General features: G+C 63.2%; 14 protein-coding genes. 8 read left to right on the top strand and 6 right to left on the bottom strand.

The annotated features are described in order from the left end of the window. Positions 1-689: 689 nt before the first annotated feature. The 4 genes from ACTPOE_RS14460 to ACTPOE_RS14445 all read left to right on the top strand — a co-directional run bounded on the left by ACTPOE_RS14460 (position 690) and on the right by ACTPOE_RS14445 (position 7,994). Positions 690-893 (top strand): ribbon-helix-helix domain-containing protein, encoded by a 204-nt coding sequence (locus tag ACTPOE_RS14460; protein WP_458872947.1) that lies wholly within the window; start codon positions 690-692, stop codon positions 891-893. Then, positions 890-3,559: a TrlF family AAA-like ATPase gene (locus ACTPOE_RS14455; RefSeq protein ID WP_458872946.1), complete on the top strand. Its 2,670-nt coding sequence runs from the start codon at positions 890-892 to the stop codon at positions 3,557-3,559. The genes ACTPOE_RS14460 and ACTPOE_RS14455 overlap by 4 nt, the downstream gene beginning before the upstream one ends. Positions 3,560-3,571: 12 nt before the next feature. Then, positions 3,572-4,813 carry an RNA-binding domain-containing protein gene (locus ACTPOE_RS14450; RefSeq protein ID WP_458872945.1) on the top strand — a complete coding sequence of 414 codons (1,242 nt, stop codon included), beginning with the start codon at positions 3,572-3,574 and terminating at the stop codon, positions 4,811-4,813. A gap of 298 nt (positions 4,814-5,111) precedes the next feature. Further along, positions 5,112-7,994, top strand: a complete 2,883-nt coding sequence (locus tag ACTPOE_RS14445; protein WP_458872944.1) for a bifunctional diguanylate cyclase/phosphodiesterase — start codon at positions 5,112-5,114, stop codon at positions 7,992-7,994. Here the strand turns inward: ACTPOE_RS14445 and lnt are convergent. The 5 genes from lnt to miaB form a co-directional block, all read right to left on the bottom strand. Continuing rightward, positions 7,982-9,634, bottom strand: coding sequence for an apolipoprotein N-acyltransferase (gene lnt, locus ACTPOE_RS14440; RefSeq protein WP_458872943.1), 1,653 nt, complete (start codon positions 9,632-9,634; stop codon positions 7,982-7,984). The two genes, ACTPOE_RS14445 and lnt, sit on opposite strands and share 13 nt — an antisense overlap. After that, positions 9,624-10,505, bottom strand: coding sequence for an HlyC/CorC family transporter (locus ACTPOE_RS14435; RefSeq protein WP_458872942.1), 882 nt, complete (start codon positions 10,503-10,505; stop codon positions 9,624-9,626). The genes lnt and ACTPOE_RS14435 overlap by 11 nt, the downstream gene beginning before the upstream one ends. A gap of 146 nt (positions 10,506-10,651) precedes the next feature. Beyond that, positions 10,652-11,128 (bottom strand): rRNA maturation RNase YbeY, encoded by a 477-nt coding sequence (ybeY, locus tag ACTPOE_RS14430; protein ID WP_458872941.1) that lies wholly within the window; start codon positions 11,126-11,128, stop codon positions 10,652-10,654. Then, positions 11,118-12,182 carry a PhoH family protein gene (locus ACTPOE_RS14425; protein WP_458872940.1) on the bottom strand — a complete coding sequence of 355 codons (1,065 nt, stop codon included), beginning with the start codon at positions 12,180-12,182 and terminating at the stop codon, positions 11,118-11,120. The genes ybeY and ACTPOE_RS14425 overlap by 11 nt, the downstream gene beginning before the upstream one ends. Then, on the bottom strand, positions 12,179-13,651 hold the full coding sequence (miaB, locus tag ACTPOE_RS14420) for a tRNA (N6-isopentenyl adenosine(37)-C2)-methylthiotransferase MiaB (protein ID WP_458872939.1): 1,473 nt from the start codon (positions 13,649-13,651) through the stop codon (positions 12,179-12,181). Before miaB ends, ACTPOE_RS14425 begins: the two co-directional genes overlap by 4 nt. Positions 13,652-13,959: 308 nt before the next feature. On the opposite strand from miaB, the gene ACTPOE_RS14415 reads away from it, so the two are divergent. Genes ACTPOE_RS14415 through ACTPOE_RS14405 form a run of 3 tightly spaced genes read left to right on the top strand, consistent with a single transcriptional unit; the run spans position 13,960 to position 16,204 of the window. Continuing rightward, positions 13,960-14,562, top strand: a complete 603-nt coding sequence (locus ACTPOE_RS14415) for a GNAT family N-acetyltransferase (protein ID WP_458872938.1) — start codon at positions 13,960-13,962, stop codon at positions 14,560-14,562. Between the two features lie 52 nt (positions 14,563-14,614). Continuing rightward, positions 14,615-15,469, top strand: coding sequence for a lysophospholipid acyltransferase family protein (locus tag ACTPOE_RS14410; protein WP_458872937.1), 855 nt, complete (start codon positions 14,615-14,617; stop codon positions 15,467-15,469). Between the two features lie 3 nt (positions 15,470-15,472). Next, entirely contained in the window at positions 15,473-16,204 is a 732-nt protein-coding gene (locus ACTPOE_RS14405; protein ID WP_458872936.1) for an HAD family hydrolase, read from the top strand. Positions 16,205-16,250: 46 nt separating this feature from the next. Here ACTPOE_RS14405 and ACTPOE_RS14400 read toward each other — a convergent pair whose 3' ends face one another. Continuing rightward, positions 16,251-17,423 carry a phosphotransferase gene (locus ACTPOE_RS14400; RefSeq protein WP_458872935.1) on the bottom strand — a complete coding sequence of 391 codons (1,173 nt, stop codon included), beginning with the start codon at positions 17,421-17,423 and terminating at the stop codon, positions 16,251-16,253. A gap of 48 nt (positions 17,424-17,471) precedes the next feature. Between ACTPOE_RS14400 and ACTPOE_RS14395 the strand changes: the two genes are divergently transcribed. Continuing rightward, positions 17,472-18,656 (top strand): MFS transporter, encoded by a 1,185-nt coding sequence (locus tag ACTPOE_RS14395; protein ID WP_458872934.1) that lies wholly within the window; start codon positions 17,472-17,474, stop codon positions 18,654-18,656. Positions 18,657-19,036 lie beyond the last annotated feature (380 nt).

Below are 19,036 nucleotides of genomic sequence, written 5' to 3'. Positions count from 1 at the left end.
TTTTCGTGGTGCGCCCAGCGTGGGCGCACTTCCGCGGGTGCAAGTCCCGCCATAAGTTGATCACGGTGAATGAAGCGAAGCGCAACTGCGTGAGGGTGACCGAGCGTGGGGAGGAAGCGTGGAGCGAAGCTGCGAGCCGATGGACGAGAACCGGATAGAAGACGCTGCCAAGCAGGGCGAGCGGGCTTGAAACCGCGAAGCCCTCGTGATCAAGGCGAGGCAGCGTAGATCCGGCGGTTGTGCGGCGAAGGAGTGCGTTCTTGCCTGGGGAACCCTCGCTTCATACCTGAAAGGGTAACGGCGTCGAGCCGTAGCGAGGACTCAGCAGAGGTGCGCGGATGAATTCACGCTTGCGGCAGCCATTCAGAACCTACGCCGTCTTGCGAAGCTCACCTCTCAGGGGCCACCGGTTCAGGGCACAGATGCGCCCGCTTGAGGCGAAACCCACCGATTAACAAGGCAACCGGGGATCAGTGCCCGGTTCCAATCGAAAAAAAGGCGAAAGCCGCCTGTCCATCGGGCTTGCAGCGCGGCCAATCGCGACGGGCAATCGGGTTTTTCAACGGAATCGGAGTCGGTTGGAAGCGGACATCCACAAGAGTATGCTGCCGCCCGCATGCCGCTTCCGTATGCAGTGAGTCAAGATGCAGTATTATTAAGCAACTTGATGCAAGTTGATGTTCGTTCCCATGAGCCGCCCTGTAGACGCCGAAATCAAACGAGTGACTGTCACGCTACCGCAGCGACAACTCGATGCATTGCAAATGATCGCCTCGCGCGAGGATGTGAGCGTGGCATGGCTGGTGCGCAAAGCCGTGGACAAACTGCTGCGTGAAGGACCTGACATGCCCGTGGCGAATCCCGCGCAGCCTTCCAGGAGGCTCAAGGAATGAACAACACACTGAGGCAGCCAAGCTACACGGTTGCCCGCTTCTGGCGCTGCGCTCTCCAAGTCAATCCGTCGGGCTACCAATCCAGGTACCGCGGCACCGAACACGGGCTCGACGAAGGCACCTACAACCAGCAGTTGCTCGACCACTGCCTGGCACAGGACATCAAAGTTGTCGGCATCGCGGACCATGGCAGCGTCGATGCCGTCGATGGCTTGCGCCGCTTTCTGGAGCCGCACGGCATCGTCGTGTTTCCCGGCTTCGAGATCGCGTCCAGCGAGAAAATCCATATGGTGTGCCTGTTTCCCGAAGGCACCACCAAAGACCAGCTGAACCGCTACTTGGGCCGGCTTGATCTGACGGACGTCCAGGACACGGTATGGCCCTCGGGAAAGACCTGTCTCGACCTGGCGCAAACCATCTTCGACTTGGGCGGCTTCTGGTATGCGGCGCACATGACGGGCGGCAATGGATTGTTGCGCCTCAATCAGGATGGTGGCGGGCTGGTGCACATCTGGAAGACCGAGGCGTTGGTGAAAGCCGGCCAGATTCCGGGGCCTCTGAAGGACTTGCCACCGAACTACAAAGACATCGTCCTCAACAAGAACCCCGCCTACCAGCGCGAGCATCGCATCGCGCTGCTGAACGCGAAGGACGTAGCCAAGCCGGAGGACATCGCCGATCCATGCGCCAGTTGCTGGATCAAGATGACGCGGCCAAGCTTCGAGAGCTTCACCACTGCGTTCAAGGATCCGGAGTCACGCATCCGGCTTGGCGCCCTGGCTGACACGCACTATTCCCGGCTGGAAAACCTACGCTTTCATGGGGGCTACCTGGATGGCATCAGCATCGAGCTGTCGGCGCACCTGAACGCAGTGATCGGCGGACGCGGCACCGGCAAATCGACCTTGATCGAGTGCCTGCGCTACGTGCTGGATGCGCCGCCGCGCGCGGCATCCGCTCGCCGGCAGCACGATGAAATCGTCAAAGCCAATCTCGGCGCAGGCGGTCGTATCGAACTGGAGGTCGTCTCCCGAGCGTTGCATGGCAGGCGCTATCTGGTTTCCCGTCGCTACGGCGAACCGCCCATCGTCAAGGATGAGCAGGGGCGGGTCTCCACGTTGCACCCGCGCGACCTGCTGCCCCGCATCGAGATATACGGCCAGAACGAGATTTTTGAATTGGCTCGCGATCCCGCAAGCCAGACGGCGATCCTGAATCGGTTCCTGCCGGGTGGCACTTCGCTGATCGGCGAGTTGACGGCCATCGGCAAGCGGCTCGCCGAGAACCGCGAGAAACTATTGGCCGCAACCCGGCAGAAGGATGAATTGCAGACCCAAGTCGGACGATTGCCCAAGCTGACCGAACAGGTGCAACAGTTCAAATCGCTCGGCCTGGAAAACAAGCTCGCGCTCGTGCCACTGCTCGAACGGGAACGTCAGCTTTCAAGACGGGTCAATGAAGAGCTGGATCGAGTCGGCGAAGGATTGTCGGCGCTGGAGGACAGCCTCCCGGACATGGCATTCCTCAGTGAGAAGGCGCTGGACGGGCTCCCGCACGCGCCCGTTCTCGCCGTCATGCGTGCCGCACTGGACACGCTTGGCAAGGACTTCACGACGCACCTCACCGCTCTGCGGAGGCTGCTTGCCGCAGCTTCCGCGACAGCCGAAGGTCAACAAGGGCAGTTGAAGACCCAGATCGACGCGGAATCGGAGTCCCTGGAAAAGGTCTTTTCCAGCCTGCCGGCGTTCGCTGGAAAACCCGGCCGCGACGTCGGCCGGGCATATCAGGAATTGTTGCGCGAGATCGAATCCATTCGGCCCAGCGAGACCCGTGTGGGAACCGTGGACAAGCTGCTGGCCGAGCTGGAAGCTCAGCGCAGAAATCTTCTGGACGAGTTCTATCGCCTTCGGGATCAGCGCAGTGACGAACTTCGGGCAGCCGTCAAGAAGCTCAATCGCAAACTCGACGGAAAGCTCCGGCTGAATCTGAAAATCGGTGGGCAGCGCAAGGCTTTGAAGGAGTTTCTGCTACAGGTGCCGGGGCTCGGCGAGAAAAAGCTCGCCTGGATCGAACAGGCAGGCGACGATCTGACCGTGCCCGCGCTGGTTCAGGCCATTCGCGGCGGCGAAGACGCCATCAAAACCTTGACCTGGGATTGGGGCATGCAGAACTCGGTCGTCGAAACCCTTGCACGGCTGGATCGCAGCCTGGTTCTCGAACTTGAAGAGATCGATCTTCAGGATCGCATCCTGATCGAACTGAATATCGCGCACCAGGGAGATATATTCAAACCGCTGGCGCAGTTGTCAACCGGCCAGCAATGCACGGCGATCCTGCACTTGCTGCTTCTGGAGAACGACGACCCGCTCATCATGGATCAACCGGAAGATAACCTGGACAACGCATTCATCGCCGAGCGGATCGTCACGCAACTGCGTAGTGCCAAGACGGAGCGCCAGTTCCTGTTCGCCACACACAACGCGAACATTCCGGTATTCGGTGACGCGGAGTGGATCGGCATTTTTTCTGCTTCAGATTCTCATGCGGAGATGCCGGCGCGCGCTCAAGGCTCCATCGACGTGCCGGAGATCCGCGAGCGTGTCGCCGAGATTCTCGAAGGTGGCCGGGAGGCATTCTCCCAGCGCAAGGAAAAGTATGGCTTTTGACGAGAGCAGAAGATGCTGAGAGCCGAACTGCTGGAAATCATCGCAAATGGCGAGAGCTCGGGCGTGGAATTCAAACGCGACGATATCCGCCCAGAACAACTTGCCAAAGAGATCGTCGCGCTGGCGAACCTGCGGGGCGGGATGGTCCTGCTCGGCGTCGAGGACGACGGCGCCATATCCGGCATTCAACGCGATGACCTCGAAACCTGGGTCATGGACACTGTCTTCGGCCGCTATGTCCATCCCCTGTTACTGCCGTTCTACGAGGTAATTGCCCTCGACGATGGCAAGCGTGTCGCCGTGGTCTCGATTGCCGCGGGCACATCCAAGCCCTATGTGCTCCGACACAACGGGCGCGAAGACATCTATGTGCGAGTCGGAAGCACATCGCGCCTGGCCACCCGGGAGCAGCAAGCCCGCCTGTTTGAAAGTGGCGGCATGCTGCACAGCGAAATGCTACCCGTCTCTGGCGCGGCCATTGAAGCACTCGATCGAGAACGCCTGCAGGACTACCTGTTGACGCTGGCAGGCGACCGCGCGCTGCCTGCAACCGATGATGCTTGGCTGCGTCGGATGGTCGGCCTGGGATTCATGACGGAGACAGGCGTTGCCACGCCTGTCTGCACGATTGCGGGCCTGGTCCTGTTCGGTCGCACGCCGCGTCGCTTCCTGCGTCAGGCGGGTGTGCGCTGGATGGCGTTCAATGGGCACGATAAGAGCTATCAGGCACTCGACGACATGATCTTGGACGGTCCTCTCGTCGGCCGCTTCGGTTCGCAAGGCGGATCCCGGGAGTTGATCGAACGGGGACTGATCGAAGCTGTGATGGACAGGATGCAGCCATTCATTAGTACCGAAGACGAGGCGCTGGCCGATGGTCTACGGCGGCAGCGGACATGGCACTATCCGCCAGAAGCACTCCGCGAGTCGCTCATCAACGCACTGGCCCACCGCGACTGGACCCGTGCGCTGGAGGTCGAAGTCGTATCATATGCCGACCGGCTGGAGGTTCTGAGCCCCGGCGCGCTCCAGAACTCCATGACGATCGAAAAAGTACTCGCGGGCCAGCGATCCCCTCGCAACCCGATCATCGTGGAGGTGCTGCGTGACTACGGCTACGTGGATGACCGGGGCATGGGCGTGCGCAACAAGATCGTTCCGCTGATGATCGAAGGCAACGGTGTTCACCCCGACTTTGTAGCCACAGAGGATCATGTGAGGGTAGTGCTGCCCAGGTTCGCCGCGAATCCATAAGGGCGCCCTGTCTACGATGGCAGCAAGATCGAGACGCGACCTTGGAAGGGTTGGATGATCCGTACCACGCTGCCGTGGAGAATCATCGTAGGTCCATGCTCTTTCTGAAGCCACGGATTTCCAGCCTCGTCGCGGACTGAGCGGGTCTGGCCATGCCGGACCAAAACCCCGATATCCGCCCGTGGATTCCGGTTGTTAGCGTGTTGTTCTTCTTCACGTATCCAGTAACATGCCTGAGGATGACGCCCCGGGCCGTGCATCGGCCCGCCGTCGCTGTCGTTCATCTTTCAGGGAAGGCATGAGCCCTCATACATCGCGCGCGGCATGGTCGGCGGTCCGATCCTTCTTCGGGCCGGGGGCGGCGTCAGCCGTCTTCTTCCTGTTCATGTTGATTTTCGTGCTGGGCAATGCCGCCGCCGTGCATTCCCTGCTGTCGCGTTACGAAAGTGCGCTCGATCAGGCCGTCACCCTGGACCGCATGCGCATCTCCAGCCAGCAGCTGGCGGTCCGGTCGATGCGCCTGTCGGATGGCGCCCTGGTGCAAGCCGGGCAACTCAGCCAGGAAATGGACCTGATGGACCGCGCCTTGCAGGCCCTGGACCAGGGCGGCGTCATCGACGGCCGCGAGATCCCCGCCCTGGATCAATCCGCCGCGCGCGATTTCCTGCCCCGGATCCGGCGGGACTGGGCCACCCTGCGCGGCCGGCTGCAGACCGTGCTGCTGGGTACCTATGTACGCGACGAGCACTCGGCCGATGCCCAGGAGTTGCCGCAGACCATCCAGCGCCAGTGGGTGGCCGACGACGCCGAGACCCTGCTCGACACGCTGGACGCCTGCGCCGACGTCCTGATGCCGCTGCTGCGCCAGGGCAAGGACCGCGCGCTGCTGGTGAGCGGCGGACTGGCGCTGCTGGATCTGGTCGTGCTTCTGTGCCTGTATCTGCTGCTGCGCCGCCATCTGGTCCGGCCGCTGCGCGAATTGCGGGTCGCGTGCCGCGAACTGGTCCGGGGGCATTACGACGCCCGGATCGGCTACCGGGGTCCGGGCGAGTTCGGCCAGGTGGCACGGGATTTCAACGACGGCATCCGGCAGGTCCATGACCTGCTGGCCAAGATGCGCGAGGATCAGGCCGGACTGCTGCGGGCCGACACCATTTTCCAGGGGCTGGCGTCGAACTCCATCGTGGGCATCTTCCTGGTCGAGAACGAGCGCTTCACTTTCGTCAGCCACAAGATGGCCGAGATCTTCGGCTACGAGCCGCGCGAGATGATCGACGCCATGACGCTGCTCGGCATCGTGGTGCCGCGCGAACGGTTCCTGATGGCCGAATCGATCAAGGCCAGCCAGAGCCGCCGGGATGGCACGCTGCGTTTCGAGCGCCACGGCCGCCGCAAGGACGGCTCGGAGATCGACATCGAGGTATTCAGCTCGACTGTGCGGGTGGGCGAGCAGATCTCCATCATCGGGATCGTCCAGGACATCACCGAGCGCAAGCAGGCCGAATCCTCGGCCCAGCTGGCGGCCATCGCCTACGAGAACAGCAGCGAGGCCATCGCCATCACCGATTCGGCCGGTGTGGTCATCGACGTCAATCCCGCGTATTCGCGGATGACGGGTTTCTGGCCCGACGAGATCGCCGGCGAGCTGCTGCCCCTGCTGCGGCCCGGCCGCCACAATCGCGATTTCTACGACGAGATGTGGCACGCCATCAACACCCAGGGACGCTGGGAGGGTGAATACTGGGGCCAGCGCAAGTCGGGCGAGGACTATGCCGAGCGCGTGGTCATGGACACGGCCTGGAATCACGATGGTTCGGTCAATTGCAGGGTGGCGATGCTCGGCGACGTGACCCAGAAGAAGCAGATCGAGGCCCAGATCTGGAACCAGGCGCACCACGACCCCCTGACCAGCCTGCCGAATCGCCAGTATTTCAACGAACGCCTGCGGGCCGCCGTCCAGTCCGCGGACCAGTCGGGGCAGTCGCTGGCGCTGCTGTTCCTGGACCTGGACCTGTTCAAGGAGATCAACGATTCCATGGGGCACGCGACGGGCGACCGGCTGCTGGTCGAAGTCGCCCGTCGCCTGCAGGCCTGCGCCGCTCCGGAGACCAGTTTCGTGGCGCGTCTCGGCGGGGACGAGTTCGTCGTCCTCCTGGGCGACATGTTCGACAAGGAGCGGATCGATACGCTGTGCAGGACCATCCTGGACCGGATCACGGAACCGTATCGCCTGGGCGGCGATCCTCTGCGGATCTCGGCCAGTCTCGGAGTGGCCCTGTATCCCCAGGACGCCGAGGATGCCGAGGCCCTGATGCGCCACGTGGACATGGCGATGTACGTGGCCAAGGATTCGGGCCGGAACTGCTTCCACTATTTCGACCGGGGCATGCGCGAGCGCGCGCGCATGCAGCGCGACCTGATGTACGCCCTGCCGCAAGCCATCGACGACGGCCAGTTCTTTCTTCTGTTCCAGCCCATCCACGCCTTCCGGACGGGGCGCATCGTCCAGGCCGAGGTCCTGCTGCGCTGGAGGCATCCGGAGTTCGGCGTGATCGTTCCCGCGGACTTCATCCCCTTCGCGGAGGAGCGCCTGCTGATCCGTCCATTGGGAGACTGGGTGTTTCGCGAGGCCGTCCGCCAGCTGGCGCGCTGGCGCAAGGACCTGGCGCCGGATCTGCGGCTGACGATCAATGTCTCTCCCACCCAGCTCGGTCTGGAGGACGCCGGCCTGGACACCGTGTTCGGATTGTTCGATACGTTGGGCCTGCCCCCGGATTGCCTGGTGCTGGAACTCAGCGAGCACATGCTCGTGGCCGAGGATTCCGGGATGCGGGACCGGCTGAGGCGTCTGCATGATTCGGGGCTGCGTTTCAGCGTCGGGGCCGTGTCGATCGGCATGCCGGCCCTGCTGGCGGTGCACGAACTGCCGTTCGAGACCTTCAAGCTCGAGCGCACGACGACGGAACGTCTGCTGGACGGCGAGCATGCCGCCATGGTCAGCGAGGCCATCATCGCTCTGGCTCACCGGCTGGGCTTGCGGGTGACCGCCGAGGGCATCACCCGCCAGGCCCAGTATGAAATGCTGCGCGACGCGGGCTGCGACGAGGGCCAGGGCTACTGGTTCGACGAGCCCCTGGACCAGGAAGCCTTCGAGCGGCGGCTGGGGGATCAGGCCGGGTAGCGCCGCCTCCGGGCGGCCAGCGACAGGCCCAGCAGCGCCCAGGCCAGGATCGGCGCATTGCCCCAGCGCACGTAGGGCGTCAGTCCCCGGGTGCCCTGGACCTCGGCGTCCAGGATGCCCGGCCGGCCGGGGTCGAGCGCGCCCAGCACCTGGCCGCGGGCGTCGATGACGGCGGTGGCGCCGGTGTTGGTGGCGCGCACCATGGGGCGCGCGGTCTCCAGGGCCCGCATGCGGGCGATCCACAGGTGCTGGCGTAGCGCCCAGCTGTCGCCGAACCAGGCCAGGTTGCTCAGGTTCACCAGGATGCTGGCGCCGGGCGCATCGGGGCCGTCGGGCGCCACCGTGGCGGCGATCTCTTCGCCGAAAGTGTCCTCGTAGCAGATGTCGACGGCCAGGAGCTGGCCTCCGACCGCCAGCGGCGGCTGCTGTTCCGTGCCCCGGTCGAAGTCGCCCAGGGGGATCCGCAGCGCGCGCACGAACCAGTGGAAGCCGGGAGGGATGAACTCGCCGAAGGGCACCAGGTGGCGCTTGTCGTAATGCCAGCCCTCGCCGGCCATGGACGATGGGGCGGCAGCCTGCGGACGCAGGGCAATGGCGCTGTTGGTGTAGCGGTCGCCGGCCGGAGTGGCGATGCGCAGCGGCACCCCCAGCACGAAGGTCGCGCGCATCGTCTCGGCGGCGGCCCGCCATGACCGCCAGACGGCCTCGGGCACCTGATCCTGGAAGATCGGCAGCACGGTTTCCGGCAGGATCACCACGGCGGGGCGGTCCGCCTCGCTCTTGGGGGCAAGCGCGGCCAGGCCCTGGATGCGTTCCTGGGTGGGCAGGAAGAGTTCGGGCTGGAATTTGTCGGACTGGGGTGTGGCCGGCTGGACCAGGCGCACCATCAGGGGTTCGCCCAGGGGACGGGCCCATTCGATGTGACTCCAGGCAATCCCCAGCAGCCCGGCCAGCAAGGCCAGCCCCACCACGGCGGCCGCGCCGCGGTCGTAGGCGGTATCCTTGGCGCGGACCATCAGCGCGACGGCGGCGGCGGAAAACGCCGCCAGCCAGGCCAGACCATAGACCCCGACGAATGGCGCCCAGGCGGCGAACATGCCTTCGGCGTGCGCGTAGCCGGCGTTCAGCCAGGTGAATCCGGTGAGCAGTGTGCCGCGCAGCCATTCGGCCAGCGTCCAGGCCGAGGCCCAGGCGACGGCGTTCAGGATCTGGCGCGGGGCGCGCCGCTCCGGGTGGCCGTGGCCGGCGCACAGCCAGGCGGTCAGGGCGCAGGCGCCCGCCGCGTAGGCGGCCATGGCCGCCGCGAACAGCAGCAGGGCGGCGACGGCCAGGAGCAGGGGCAGGCCGCCGAATTCGTGCATGCTGATGGTCAGCCAGTAGACGCCGATACCGAACTGGGACAGTCCGAACAGCCAGCCCAGGCCCGCCGCCCGGCGCGGGCCGGACGCCTGGAAGGTCAGGGCGGCCAGGACGGCCAGCGCGGCGATTTGCGCGAAAGGCAGGCTCCAGGCCGGCAGGGGGCCGGGCGCGAAGCAGAGCGCTTCCAGGCCGCCGGCCAGCAGCGCCGCCAGATCGCCGCGCCATGCGCGCCGCGCGGGCGGCGTCCCGGTCCGTGCCGCGGGCGTGGACTCAGGCGGCATGTTCCGAGGCGGGCGGGTGCGGATCCAGCCGCTGGATGTGCAGCCAGCGCGCCCGCTTGCCGTCGGCGCTCACGACGGTGAAGACCAGGCCGTGGCGTTCGAGGCGCTCGCCGCGCCGCGGGATGTGGCCCAGCTCGGCAGCCAGCCAGCCGTTGAGCGTGTCGGCGTCCTCGTCGGACAGATGGGCGCCGAAGGCTTCGTTGAAATCCTCGATTTCGGCGGTGCCCATCGCGCGCCAGCTGTTCTCGCCCGTGCGGAAGATGGTCTTTTCGGCTTCTTCGTCGAATTCGTCCTCGATGTCGCCGACGATCTGCTCCAGCACGTCCTCCATGGTCACCAGGCCGCAGATGCCGCCGTGCTCGTCGATGACGATGGCCAGGTGGTTGCGGTTCACGCGGAATTCGTGCAGCAGTTCGTTCAGGCGCTTGGATTCGGGAATGAAGACGGGCGGACGCACCAGGGCGCGGATGTCCAGCGCATGGTCCGCCAGCGCCAGCAGCAGGTCCTTGGCGAGCAGCACGCCGACGATGTTGTCGCGGTCGCCTTCGTAGACGGGGAAGCGCGAATGGCCGGTCTCGGTGATGGCCGGCATCAGTTCCGGCAGCGGCCGGGAGATGTCGAGCAGGTCCATGCGCGAGCGCGACACCATGATGTCGGCCACGGTCTTGTCCGCGACCGCCAGGGCACCGGAAATCATGGCATACGATTCCCCGTCGAGGACGGAGTGGTCATGGGCGGCTTCGAGGACGGCGCGGATGTCGTCGCGATCGGCAGGCGGAGCGGGGCGCAGCAGGGCCTTGAAGCGGGAAAGGAGGGAACGCGCGGGCCGGGGAGGTCGAGGCTCCGAGTCGGAGGCGTGGGGGTCTGGCATTGTCCTGGGGACGAGTGACGGATTCTGTAGCATAACCGATAAACAGCGCATGCCTATCGAATCCTATCGAATCCGTGTGCCTTGCAAGGCACGAGATGGAGCGCTGCGCCGGTTTGACGGGATCCCTGCGGGGCGAGCCGGTCGGTTCATGCCTCGAGATATGGGTTGGGAATCCCCTGGACGGCCAGGATGCGTATCTCCAGGGCCTCCATGCGTTCGGCCTCGCCGGCCTCGACGTGGTCGTGGCCCAGGGCGTGCAGCACGCCGTGGGTGACCAGGTGGGCGGCGTGATGCGGCAGGGGCTTGCCCTGTTCGGCCGCCTCGCGTTCCAGCACCGGCAGGCAGAGCACGATGTCGCCGCTGATCAGCCCCGAGGGATCGGCACCGTATTCGAAGGTCAGGACGTTGGTGGCATAGTCGCGCCCGCGCCAGGCGGCGTTCAGTGCGCGGCCCTCCTCGGCGTCGACGAGGCGCAGGGTCAGGGCCACCGGGCTGCCGGCGCGCGGTTCCGGGGGCGCCAGCGCGAAGGCCAGCGCGCGTCCCACCCAGCGCCGCAGGCGCCAGCGCGGCAGGGCCGGGGCCTGGACCGCGTACTGGACCGACAGGTTGAAATCAGGATACATGGTCGCCCGCCCGCTCGTAGGCCTCGACGATGCGGCCCACCAGCGGGTGGCGCACCACGTCGCGGCTGGTGAAGCGGGTCCGGGCGATGCCCGGCACGTCGTCGAGCACGTCCAGGGCATGCAGCAGGCCGCTCTGGTGGCCCTTGGGCAGGTCCACCTGGGACGGGTCGCCATTGATGACGGCCTTGCTGCCGAAGCCGATCCGCGTCAGGAACATCTTCATCTGTTCCGGCGTGGTGTTCTGCGCCTCGTCGAGGATGATGAAGGCGTGGTTCAGGGTGCGCCCGCGCATGTAGGCCAGCGGCGCGATCTCGATGGTCTGTTTCTCGAACAGACGCTGCGTGCGTTCGAAGCCCAGCAGATCGTACAGGGCGTCGTAGAGCGGTCGCAGGTAGGGATCGACCTTCTGGACCAGGTCGCCCGGCAGGAAGCCCAGGCGTTCGCCGGCCTCCACGGCCGGGCGCGTCAGCACCAGCCGGGACACCGATTCGCGTTCCAGGGCGTCGATGGCGCAGGCCACCGCCAGCCAGGTCTTGCCGGTGCCGGCGGGGCCGACGCCGAAGGTCACGTCGTGCTTCAGGATGGCGTTCAGGTAGTCGCGCTGGCGCGGAGTGCGCGGACGCAGGTCGGTCTTGCGGGTGCGCAGGCTCAGACTGGCGTCGTCCACCGGCGGCAGTTCGGGCAGCTCCGGCGTGTCGGCGGAGGATTCGTCCGCGCGGGCGCCCAGTTCCACCAGGCCGAGCTGCAGGGTGTCCAGGGACAGCGGAGCCCGGGCGGCGCGTTCGTGGAACCAGCGCAGCGCCCCGGCGGCCGGGCGCGCCTGGGCGCCCCGGACGGTGAAGCGGGTGCCGCGCCGGCCGATTTCCACCCCGTAGGCCTGGGCGATCTGGCGCAGGTTCTCGTCCAGCGGGCCGCACAGATTGGCCAGGTGGGTGTTGTCCGCGTCCAGTTGCAGCGAGAGCGGGCGGGCCTTGGCGGCGGATGAGCGGGCGGGGGCCGGGGCCGTCCCGGGCGCGCGTCGCGCGGCGGCGGTCGGATGGCTTTTCGTGCTCATGCGCCCACCGTGGTATCGGTCGTGACGATTTCGCCGCGCAGCGTATTGCTCAGGGCCTCGGTGATGCGCACGTCGACCATCCTCCCGATCAGGCGCGGCTGGCCGGCGAAGTTGACGATGCGGTTGTTTTCCGTGCGGCCTTTCATGTCGCGGGGATCCTTTTTCGAGGGGCCTTCGACCAGCAGGCGCTGGACGCCGCCGACCATGGCGCGGCTGATGGCGGCGGCCTGCTCGTTGATCAGGGCCTGCAGGCGGTGCAGGCGGTCGAGCTTTTCGGTTTCCGGCGTGTCGTCGGGCAGGTCGGCGGCCGGGGTGCCCGGGCGGCGCGAATACACGAAGGAGAACGATTGGTCGAAGCCCACGTGGCGTACCAGGTCCAGTGTCTTCTGGAAGTCGGCCTCGGTCTCGCCGGGGAAGCCGACGATGAAGTCCGAGGACAGCGTCATGTCGGGCCGCGCGGCGCGCAGGCGGCGGATGATGGACTTGTATTCCAGGGCGGTGTAGCCGCGCTTCATGGCGGCCAGGACCCGGTCGCTGCCGGCCTGGACCGGCAGATGCAGGAAGGGAACGAGCTTGGGCAGCCTGCCGTGGGCCTCGATCAGCCGCGCGGTCATTTCCTTGGGGTGCGAGGTGGTGTAGCGGATGCGCTCGATGCCGGGGATGTCGTGGACGTAGTCCAGCAGCATGGCGAAGTCGGCGATCTCGCCGCCGTCGCCGGCCGGCCCCCGGTAGGCGTTGACGTTCTGGCCCAGCAGGGTGACTTCGCGCACGCCCTGGTCGGCCAGGTCGGCGATTTCCACCAGCACGTCGTCGAACGGCCGCGAGACCTCGGCCCCCCGGGTGTAGGGCACGACGCAGAAACTGCAGTATTTGCTGCAGCCTTCCATGATGGAGACGAAGGCCGCCGGCCCGTCGACCCGTGCGGGGGGCATGGCGTCGAACTTCTCGATTTCGGGGAAAGAGATGTCCACCTGCGGCTGGCCGGTGGCGCGGCGCCGGTCGATGAGCTCCGGCAGGCGGTGCAGGGTCTGGGGACCGAACACCACGTCCACGTAGGGCGCGCGGCGCACGATGGCCTCGCCTTCCTGGCTGGCCACGCAGCCGCCCACGCCGATCACCAGGTCGGGGTTTTGCCGTTTCAGGTGCTGCACACGCCCCAGGTCGGAAAAGACCTTTTCCTGGGCCTTTTCGCGCACCGAACAGGTGTTGAACAGGATGATGTCGGCGTCGTCCGGGGTCTGGGTCAGTTCCACGCCCTTGGCCGCGCGCAGCACGTCGGCCATTTTCTCGGAGTCGTACTCGTTCATCTGGCAGCCGAAGGTGCGGATGAACAGTTTTTTCACGCGGCCGGGCTCCGTGGGCTGCAGCAGGTCGGCCAGGGCCTGGTCCCGGGCGGGATCGGTGGCGGGGTCTGTGTCGGAGGGGCGCGCGGACGCGACGCCGGCGCGCCGCAGGGTGGTTTCTTGCATGGTGGCTGCCGTGACGGGTTTACATCCCGGGGGCGCAGGAGTCTGGAAACCTTTGATTGTACTGTGGTTCGTGGATGCGCATCGAGGGGCGCTCGCGCCGGATGCGCGCGGAGTCCGGGGCCGGCGGAGGGAGCAGGGATTGAACCCCGGGCTCGTATCGGTTACTAACCACGCCCCCGTATTGGAAACGGCGGCTTCGACCCTGGAAACCGCATGCTGAAAGGCAATCCGCGTGTTCCGATCCGGATGGAAATGAAAATATTCATGAATCGCGGTTTTGATCGAATTTCTTCTGTTGGAGTTGATCTGTGACAAAGGTGTACGGGAGCATTCATGGCGTGTGCATACGTCAGTGGCGTGAAGAAGACATCGCGCGTTATGCGGAGTTGCTAAGCGATTCGAGCGTCATGCGATTTATCGGCAATGGTCAGACGCGCGATGGCGCTGCCGCCAGAAACGAGATCGAGCGGTTTCAGAAGGAGCTGGAGGAAAGAGGATGGTCTCGCTGGGCGGTCAGTTTCGGGGAAGATGGGCCATTTCTGGGCTATGCGGGATTCGCGCAGAAAGATGAGGGCATCGATTATGGATTGCGTTTCCTGCGCAGATACTGGTGCACAGTGCATCCCTATATAGCCACCTGCCTGGCATTACAGTACGGCTTTCAAACAGCGGGCTTTTCAGAAATCTACAGCATGCATGACGTGAACAACACGCATGCGGTATCTTTCACCAGGAACATTTTCCGCTCGGAACCCGTCGTCATTCCGACCGAGTGGGGCAATTACAATAAATTCGTCGTCAAGAAGGATCTGTACATGGAGCGGGACCAGCCGCAGAACGAGCGTCGTATCGACATGCTGATCCGGCGCCTGCGCGTCGACAAGCCGGAAACGCGAGACGCCAACGATTAGCCGCGCCCGGATCACGACTTGCCACACCATGACTCATATGAAAGATGCAAAAATGGATGAAAATCCCACTTCCATCGCCTCTCTATGCGACCACAAGGCATGGAAAAGCGGCTATCCATACAGAAAGCTCTACCTTCCATTCGGCATTGCCATCGCAATATCGAGAATCGTATTCATCACGCTGATCTGCACTACTTCCTGGCTGTTTCCCGCCGCTGTGAAGCGGTTCGTCTTCAAAATCCTGTTATGGGTTCTCGGTATACGGCTCCATTACAATCTGAGCCTGAACGACATCGGCGAACGCACGCAGGGGTGCGTCGTGGCCGCGAATCATGTTTCGGTCTTCGACCCCCTCACCGTGCTGGCGCTGCCCCATGCCACCATCATGGTGGGCAATCCGCTTCGGAAGACGAACATCATCAGCATCCTGAGCCATTTCTCGGCGCTCAAATGTTCAGGCGCCGGATTCTGGTACGTCACGGAGAAAAAGGAGTTCGTAAGACGCATCGCCCGTTGGCGGGCCCATCCCCAGGGGGTCGCGCTGTACACGACCCCGGAAATGACCATCAACAATGGGCGGGGATTGTTCAGATTCAATACCACGTTCGTTTGCCTGGGCATGCCCGTCATTCCGGCGACGCTGAAACTCTCGACGCCATTGGGCCTGAATCCGCATCCTGTCAATTCATCGGGGATCGGCATTTTCTTCCGTCTGCTCATGATGCCGTGCCTGCGCTATGAAGTCACGTATCTGGACAGGCTGGAACGGAGGGACGGCGAATCCAAGGAGATGTTTTCAAGACGCGTGCAGCAGGCCGTCGCCGCGCATCTGGGCATCCCGCCAAGCTCGTGGACGGCGGAGGACAAGCACGCTTATCGCGCGGAGTTGAAGAAGGCTCATGGGTAGACGATGACGACCCTTGATCATTCCTCTCCTCCGTCGAAAGGCCACGTAATCTTCGACTATGACCTGACGCTTCTCCCGGAGGAAAGCCCCCTGGAGATCATGAAAATCGCCATCGCGGGCAGAAAAAACAAGGAACGGATCATTCGTCATCTGGAGAATCCGCCTGGCAAAGCGGACTCCTTCATGAGCAAGCTGATCTATTTCGCCAGGATAGTCTGGCTGATCCCCAGGATAACCAGATCCCATGTGAATGAATATGTCCGGCAAAGGACGCCGCGCCTGCACCCTGATCTGAAGCGGCTGCTCGAACAGCTGCGCGCCGATGGCATCCGGACTCACGTCATATCGTCCGCATACCAGGAATGGGTCGTCCCGGTATGTTCCGCATGGGGATTCCGGAATGACGACATCGCCGCGAATAAACTCATCTGGCTCGGCCACCGGGCCATCTTCATTGGCAGCCTCGCATTGCACGGCAGGTCAGGGAAAATCGCCGTGATACGCCAATGGAAAGCCCGGGGAAAGCTGGAGGGGACCACCATCATGGTGGGAGACGGTATTGCGGACCGGATGACCTACACCGAGCGGGTCGTGGACGGTTTCATCCTGGCGGGTTATTTCTCGACGGGAAACGGGACATTGCCTGACGGAAATGCGCAGTGCGCGTTCGAGCCCGCCGCGCTCCACCAGCAGATAAGAGCCATGTTGAAAAAGGAGGCGCGCGGTTCTTCTTGATCCGGTCCATGCCGCGGGATCGGCGAGATGCGCATCATCTTCGCGTTCAAGCCCGGCCTTGACGGGACAGCTCGATAAGATGCTTTTCAAAATCGGTCCGGCCAAGCAAACGAATGAAGCCGAGCGCATACCGGATGTTCCACATGTTACGCCGTGGAGAACCCTGAAAAAGAGCCAGCCTTCTAATGCAAAAGATCAGCCAATAGCACCACTTTATCACCACGATATTCAAGCTGATGCCGAGCTTTCTTTCGTCAGGAAAAGGATATGTTTCAATGAATGCCTTGAATTTTTCCGGCTTCAGGAAAACCGTGCCGTCGCAGTGATGCGTGCTCCAGGAAAGCGCGGTGTCGAGGTGGTCCGAGGCGGCATCGAACAGGCCGGCGGCATCCCAATCGATGATCCAGCACGAGCCGGATTCCGTCCATAATACATTCTTGGGTTTCAGGTCATTATGGCAAATTGCATCGCCGGTGATCTCCCCGATGGACAGCCCCAGCTCGTTCCTGATTTTATTCACATATTGGAAAACCCAATGAAAATTGGGCATCAAGTATTTGACGAAAGGGATGGCCGCCATTCTTTTCCATGCCGAAGAATTCAAGACGGCAATTCCCATGTCCTGATATGCCCGGAATTTTTCTTGCGCGAAGCCATGATCAAAGGAAATCGCCGCGCCATGCAATCTGAGCAGATGCCCCGCAATCATCCGCACCATGGTTTCCGTGATCTCTTCGTCCGCTTTTTCCAGCCCGTCGACGAATGGATAAATCAGCAGACCGTGCGTTCCATCCTTGAGCAGCCGCTTCCCGGCTTTCGTGGGCAGCGCCGCGACGGCGGGCAATGCCGCGGCCAGTTGCGCAACGATATTCTCGTGAAATTCAATGGATTTTTCGATCAGCCGAGTGGAGGCGTTCTGCAAACGGGACAATTCATCGATGGCGATCTTCTTGATGAAAAATCTCGAATCCCCGTTTTCGATCAGGTAGGTTTCGTTGACGTCGCCTCCCGATATTTTTCTTATTTCACGGACGTCCTTGCGACGCACTCCGAAATCATGTTCGATCGCGTCCAGGTCCGTTTCTTTCAACATGAATGAATTTTCTGAAAAACCCGCGCCGGGCGCGGCGATGCATGCATCGCGCACGCGGCTCGTCCGTTTTACGGATGCGTCGGGACAATGATAGACGGAAATGAGGCGGGCAACCAGGGATTTCATGTCGTCGGCGTTGTTTTTCGACCCGTATCGCAATGAACGGCAATGGCCATGTATAAATTATTCTTCGTGATCGTCAGCATCAGTATCGGCTCGGGCATCATCAATCCTCTGATGGGGCCCATTTTGTTTTCGGATGCGGGATTTTTCGCCGGCGGGTCCAATGCGGAGCGGATACAAGCCTACTCGTTGATCATGGCCGTCTATGCCATCGGCATGATTCTGGGCAACCCGGTGTGGGGAGCGCTTTCCAACCGGCTTGGCGGCCATCGCGCATTGAACCATGCGCTGTCCGGCAGCGTGCTCGGCTTGCTGTTCTGTCTGGCGGGCTTGTTTTTTACCTCTTTTCCTCTTTTCCTCATCGGCCGCTCGATGGACGGCCTGATGGCCGGACGGCGCACCATCGTTCTGTCCATGCTCTCGTCAGGCCGCAAAGATACCGTGGATGTGTTTCGCCGAGCCGAAATGATGAATGCCATCGGTTTGCTGATCGGGCCTGTGGCAAGCGGGCTTCTCGTGGCCTCGTCCCCCGGCCTTCCTTTGCGCCATTATTCCGGGCCGCTGGTGGCCATGCTGGTCCTGCTGTTGCTCAATCTCGTCGTCATTCGCGATCCCGTCCTGGCCGCGCCAAGAAGCGGGCGGGCGCCCGGCAGCGGCGGATCGTTCGTGCTTCTCAAGCGCGCCCTTCCACGCTATTTTTCTTTTTTCATGTTCCAGCTGGGTTGGTATCTGTTTTTCTTTTCGCTGACTCCTTACATTACCGTGAATCTCGATTTTTCACCCATGATGATCGGTGTTTTTTTCTTCTCGCTGACCCTGCTTTACATTCTGGCGCTGGCCGCTTTGTTTCCTTTCTTGAAGAGGCGGCTGTCCGACGTCCAGTCAGCCTGTCTGGCTTTCATGACAGGCATCTGTTCATTGTGGAGCATGTGGCTCTGGGGCGACGACCCGTTCATTTTTCTGGCGGGAGGGGCGGGCGTCGTGACGGCCGCCGCGATTGTCACGCCTTTGTTCAGCAGCAGCATCGCTGATGCAGGCAAGCCGGCCGGAAACGGGGTCGCCTTGGGGTTTCAGAACGCACTCGTCGGATTCGCGTGGCTGGCCGCCACGTTCTCCAATGGCTACCTCACCGCGATGAGCCCGTTGGCTGCGTTTGCCTTGGCCGCTTCGTGCTTTCTCTTCGCCTCTCTGTTCATCGGATTGCTTAGCCTCGAAAAAGCAGGTTTCCGCTATTGAACGATCGTATTCGCCCAATGCGGCATTTCCAGGGTAGGCCAAGTGTTTTCCCGGTGTGGGGCCGCGCGGAGGCCTGCCGGAGCAAGTACCCCTGTCAGCGCTGAATTCCGCATGTGACTAGTGTCCTGTCTGGTGAGTTTGGTCACTTGAATTCGGATGCATGGGCTTGTCAGGCAAGGCGCAACCCGCATCGATAGCCGGTGCTATCGCGAGGATGAGTCTGGACACGGGGCAGTCCCTGCGGACTGCTCCGTGCCTGACGAATCCGAACCGCTTGCAAGCGGTGAGGTGGACAAGCAACGCAGCATGGCCAGCCCGGGCGCCGAAGGTAAGGATCGGAATTAGCCAGACAGGACACTAGCCGCAAGAGCGGCGCGGCC

Source organism: Castellaniella sp. WN, assembly GCF_054457555.1.
Note: the sequence above shows the minus strand (reverse complement) of the source record. Positions and strands in the feature narration are given on the sequence as shown.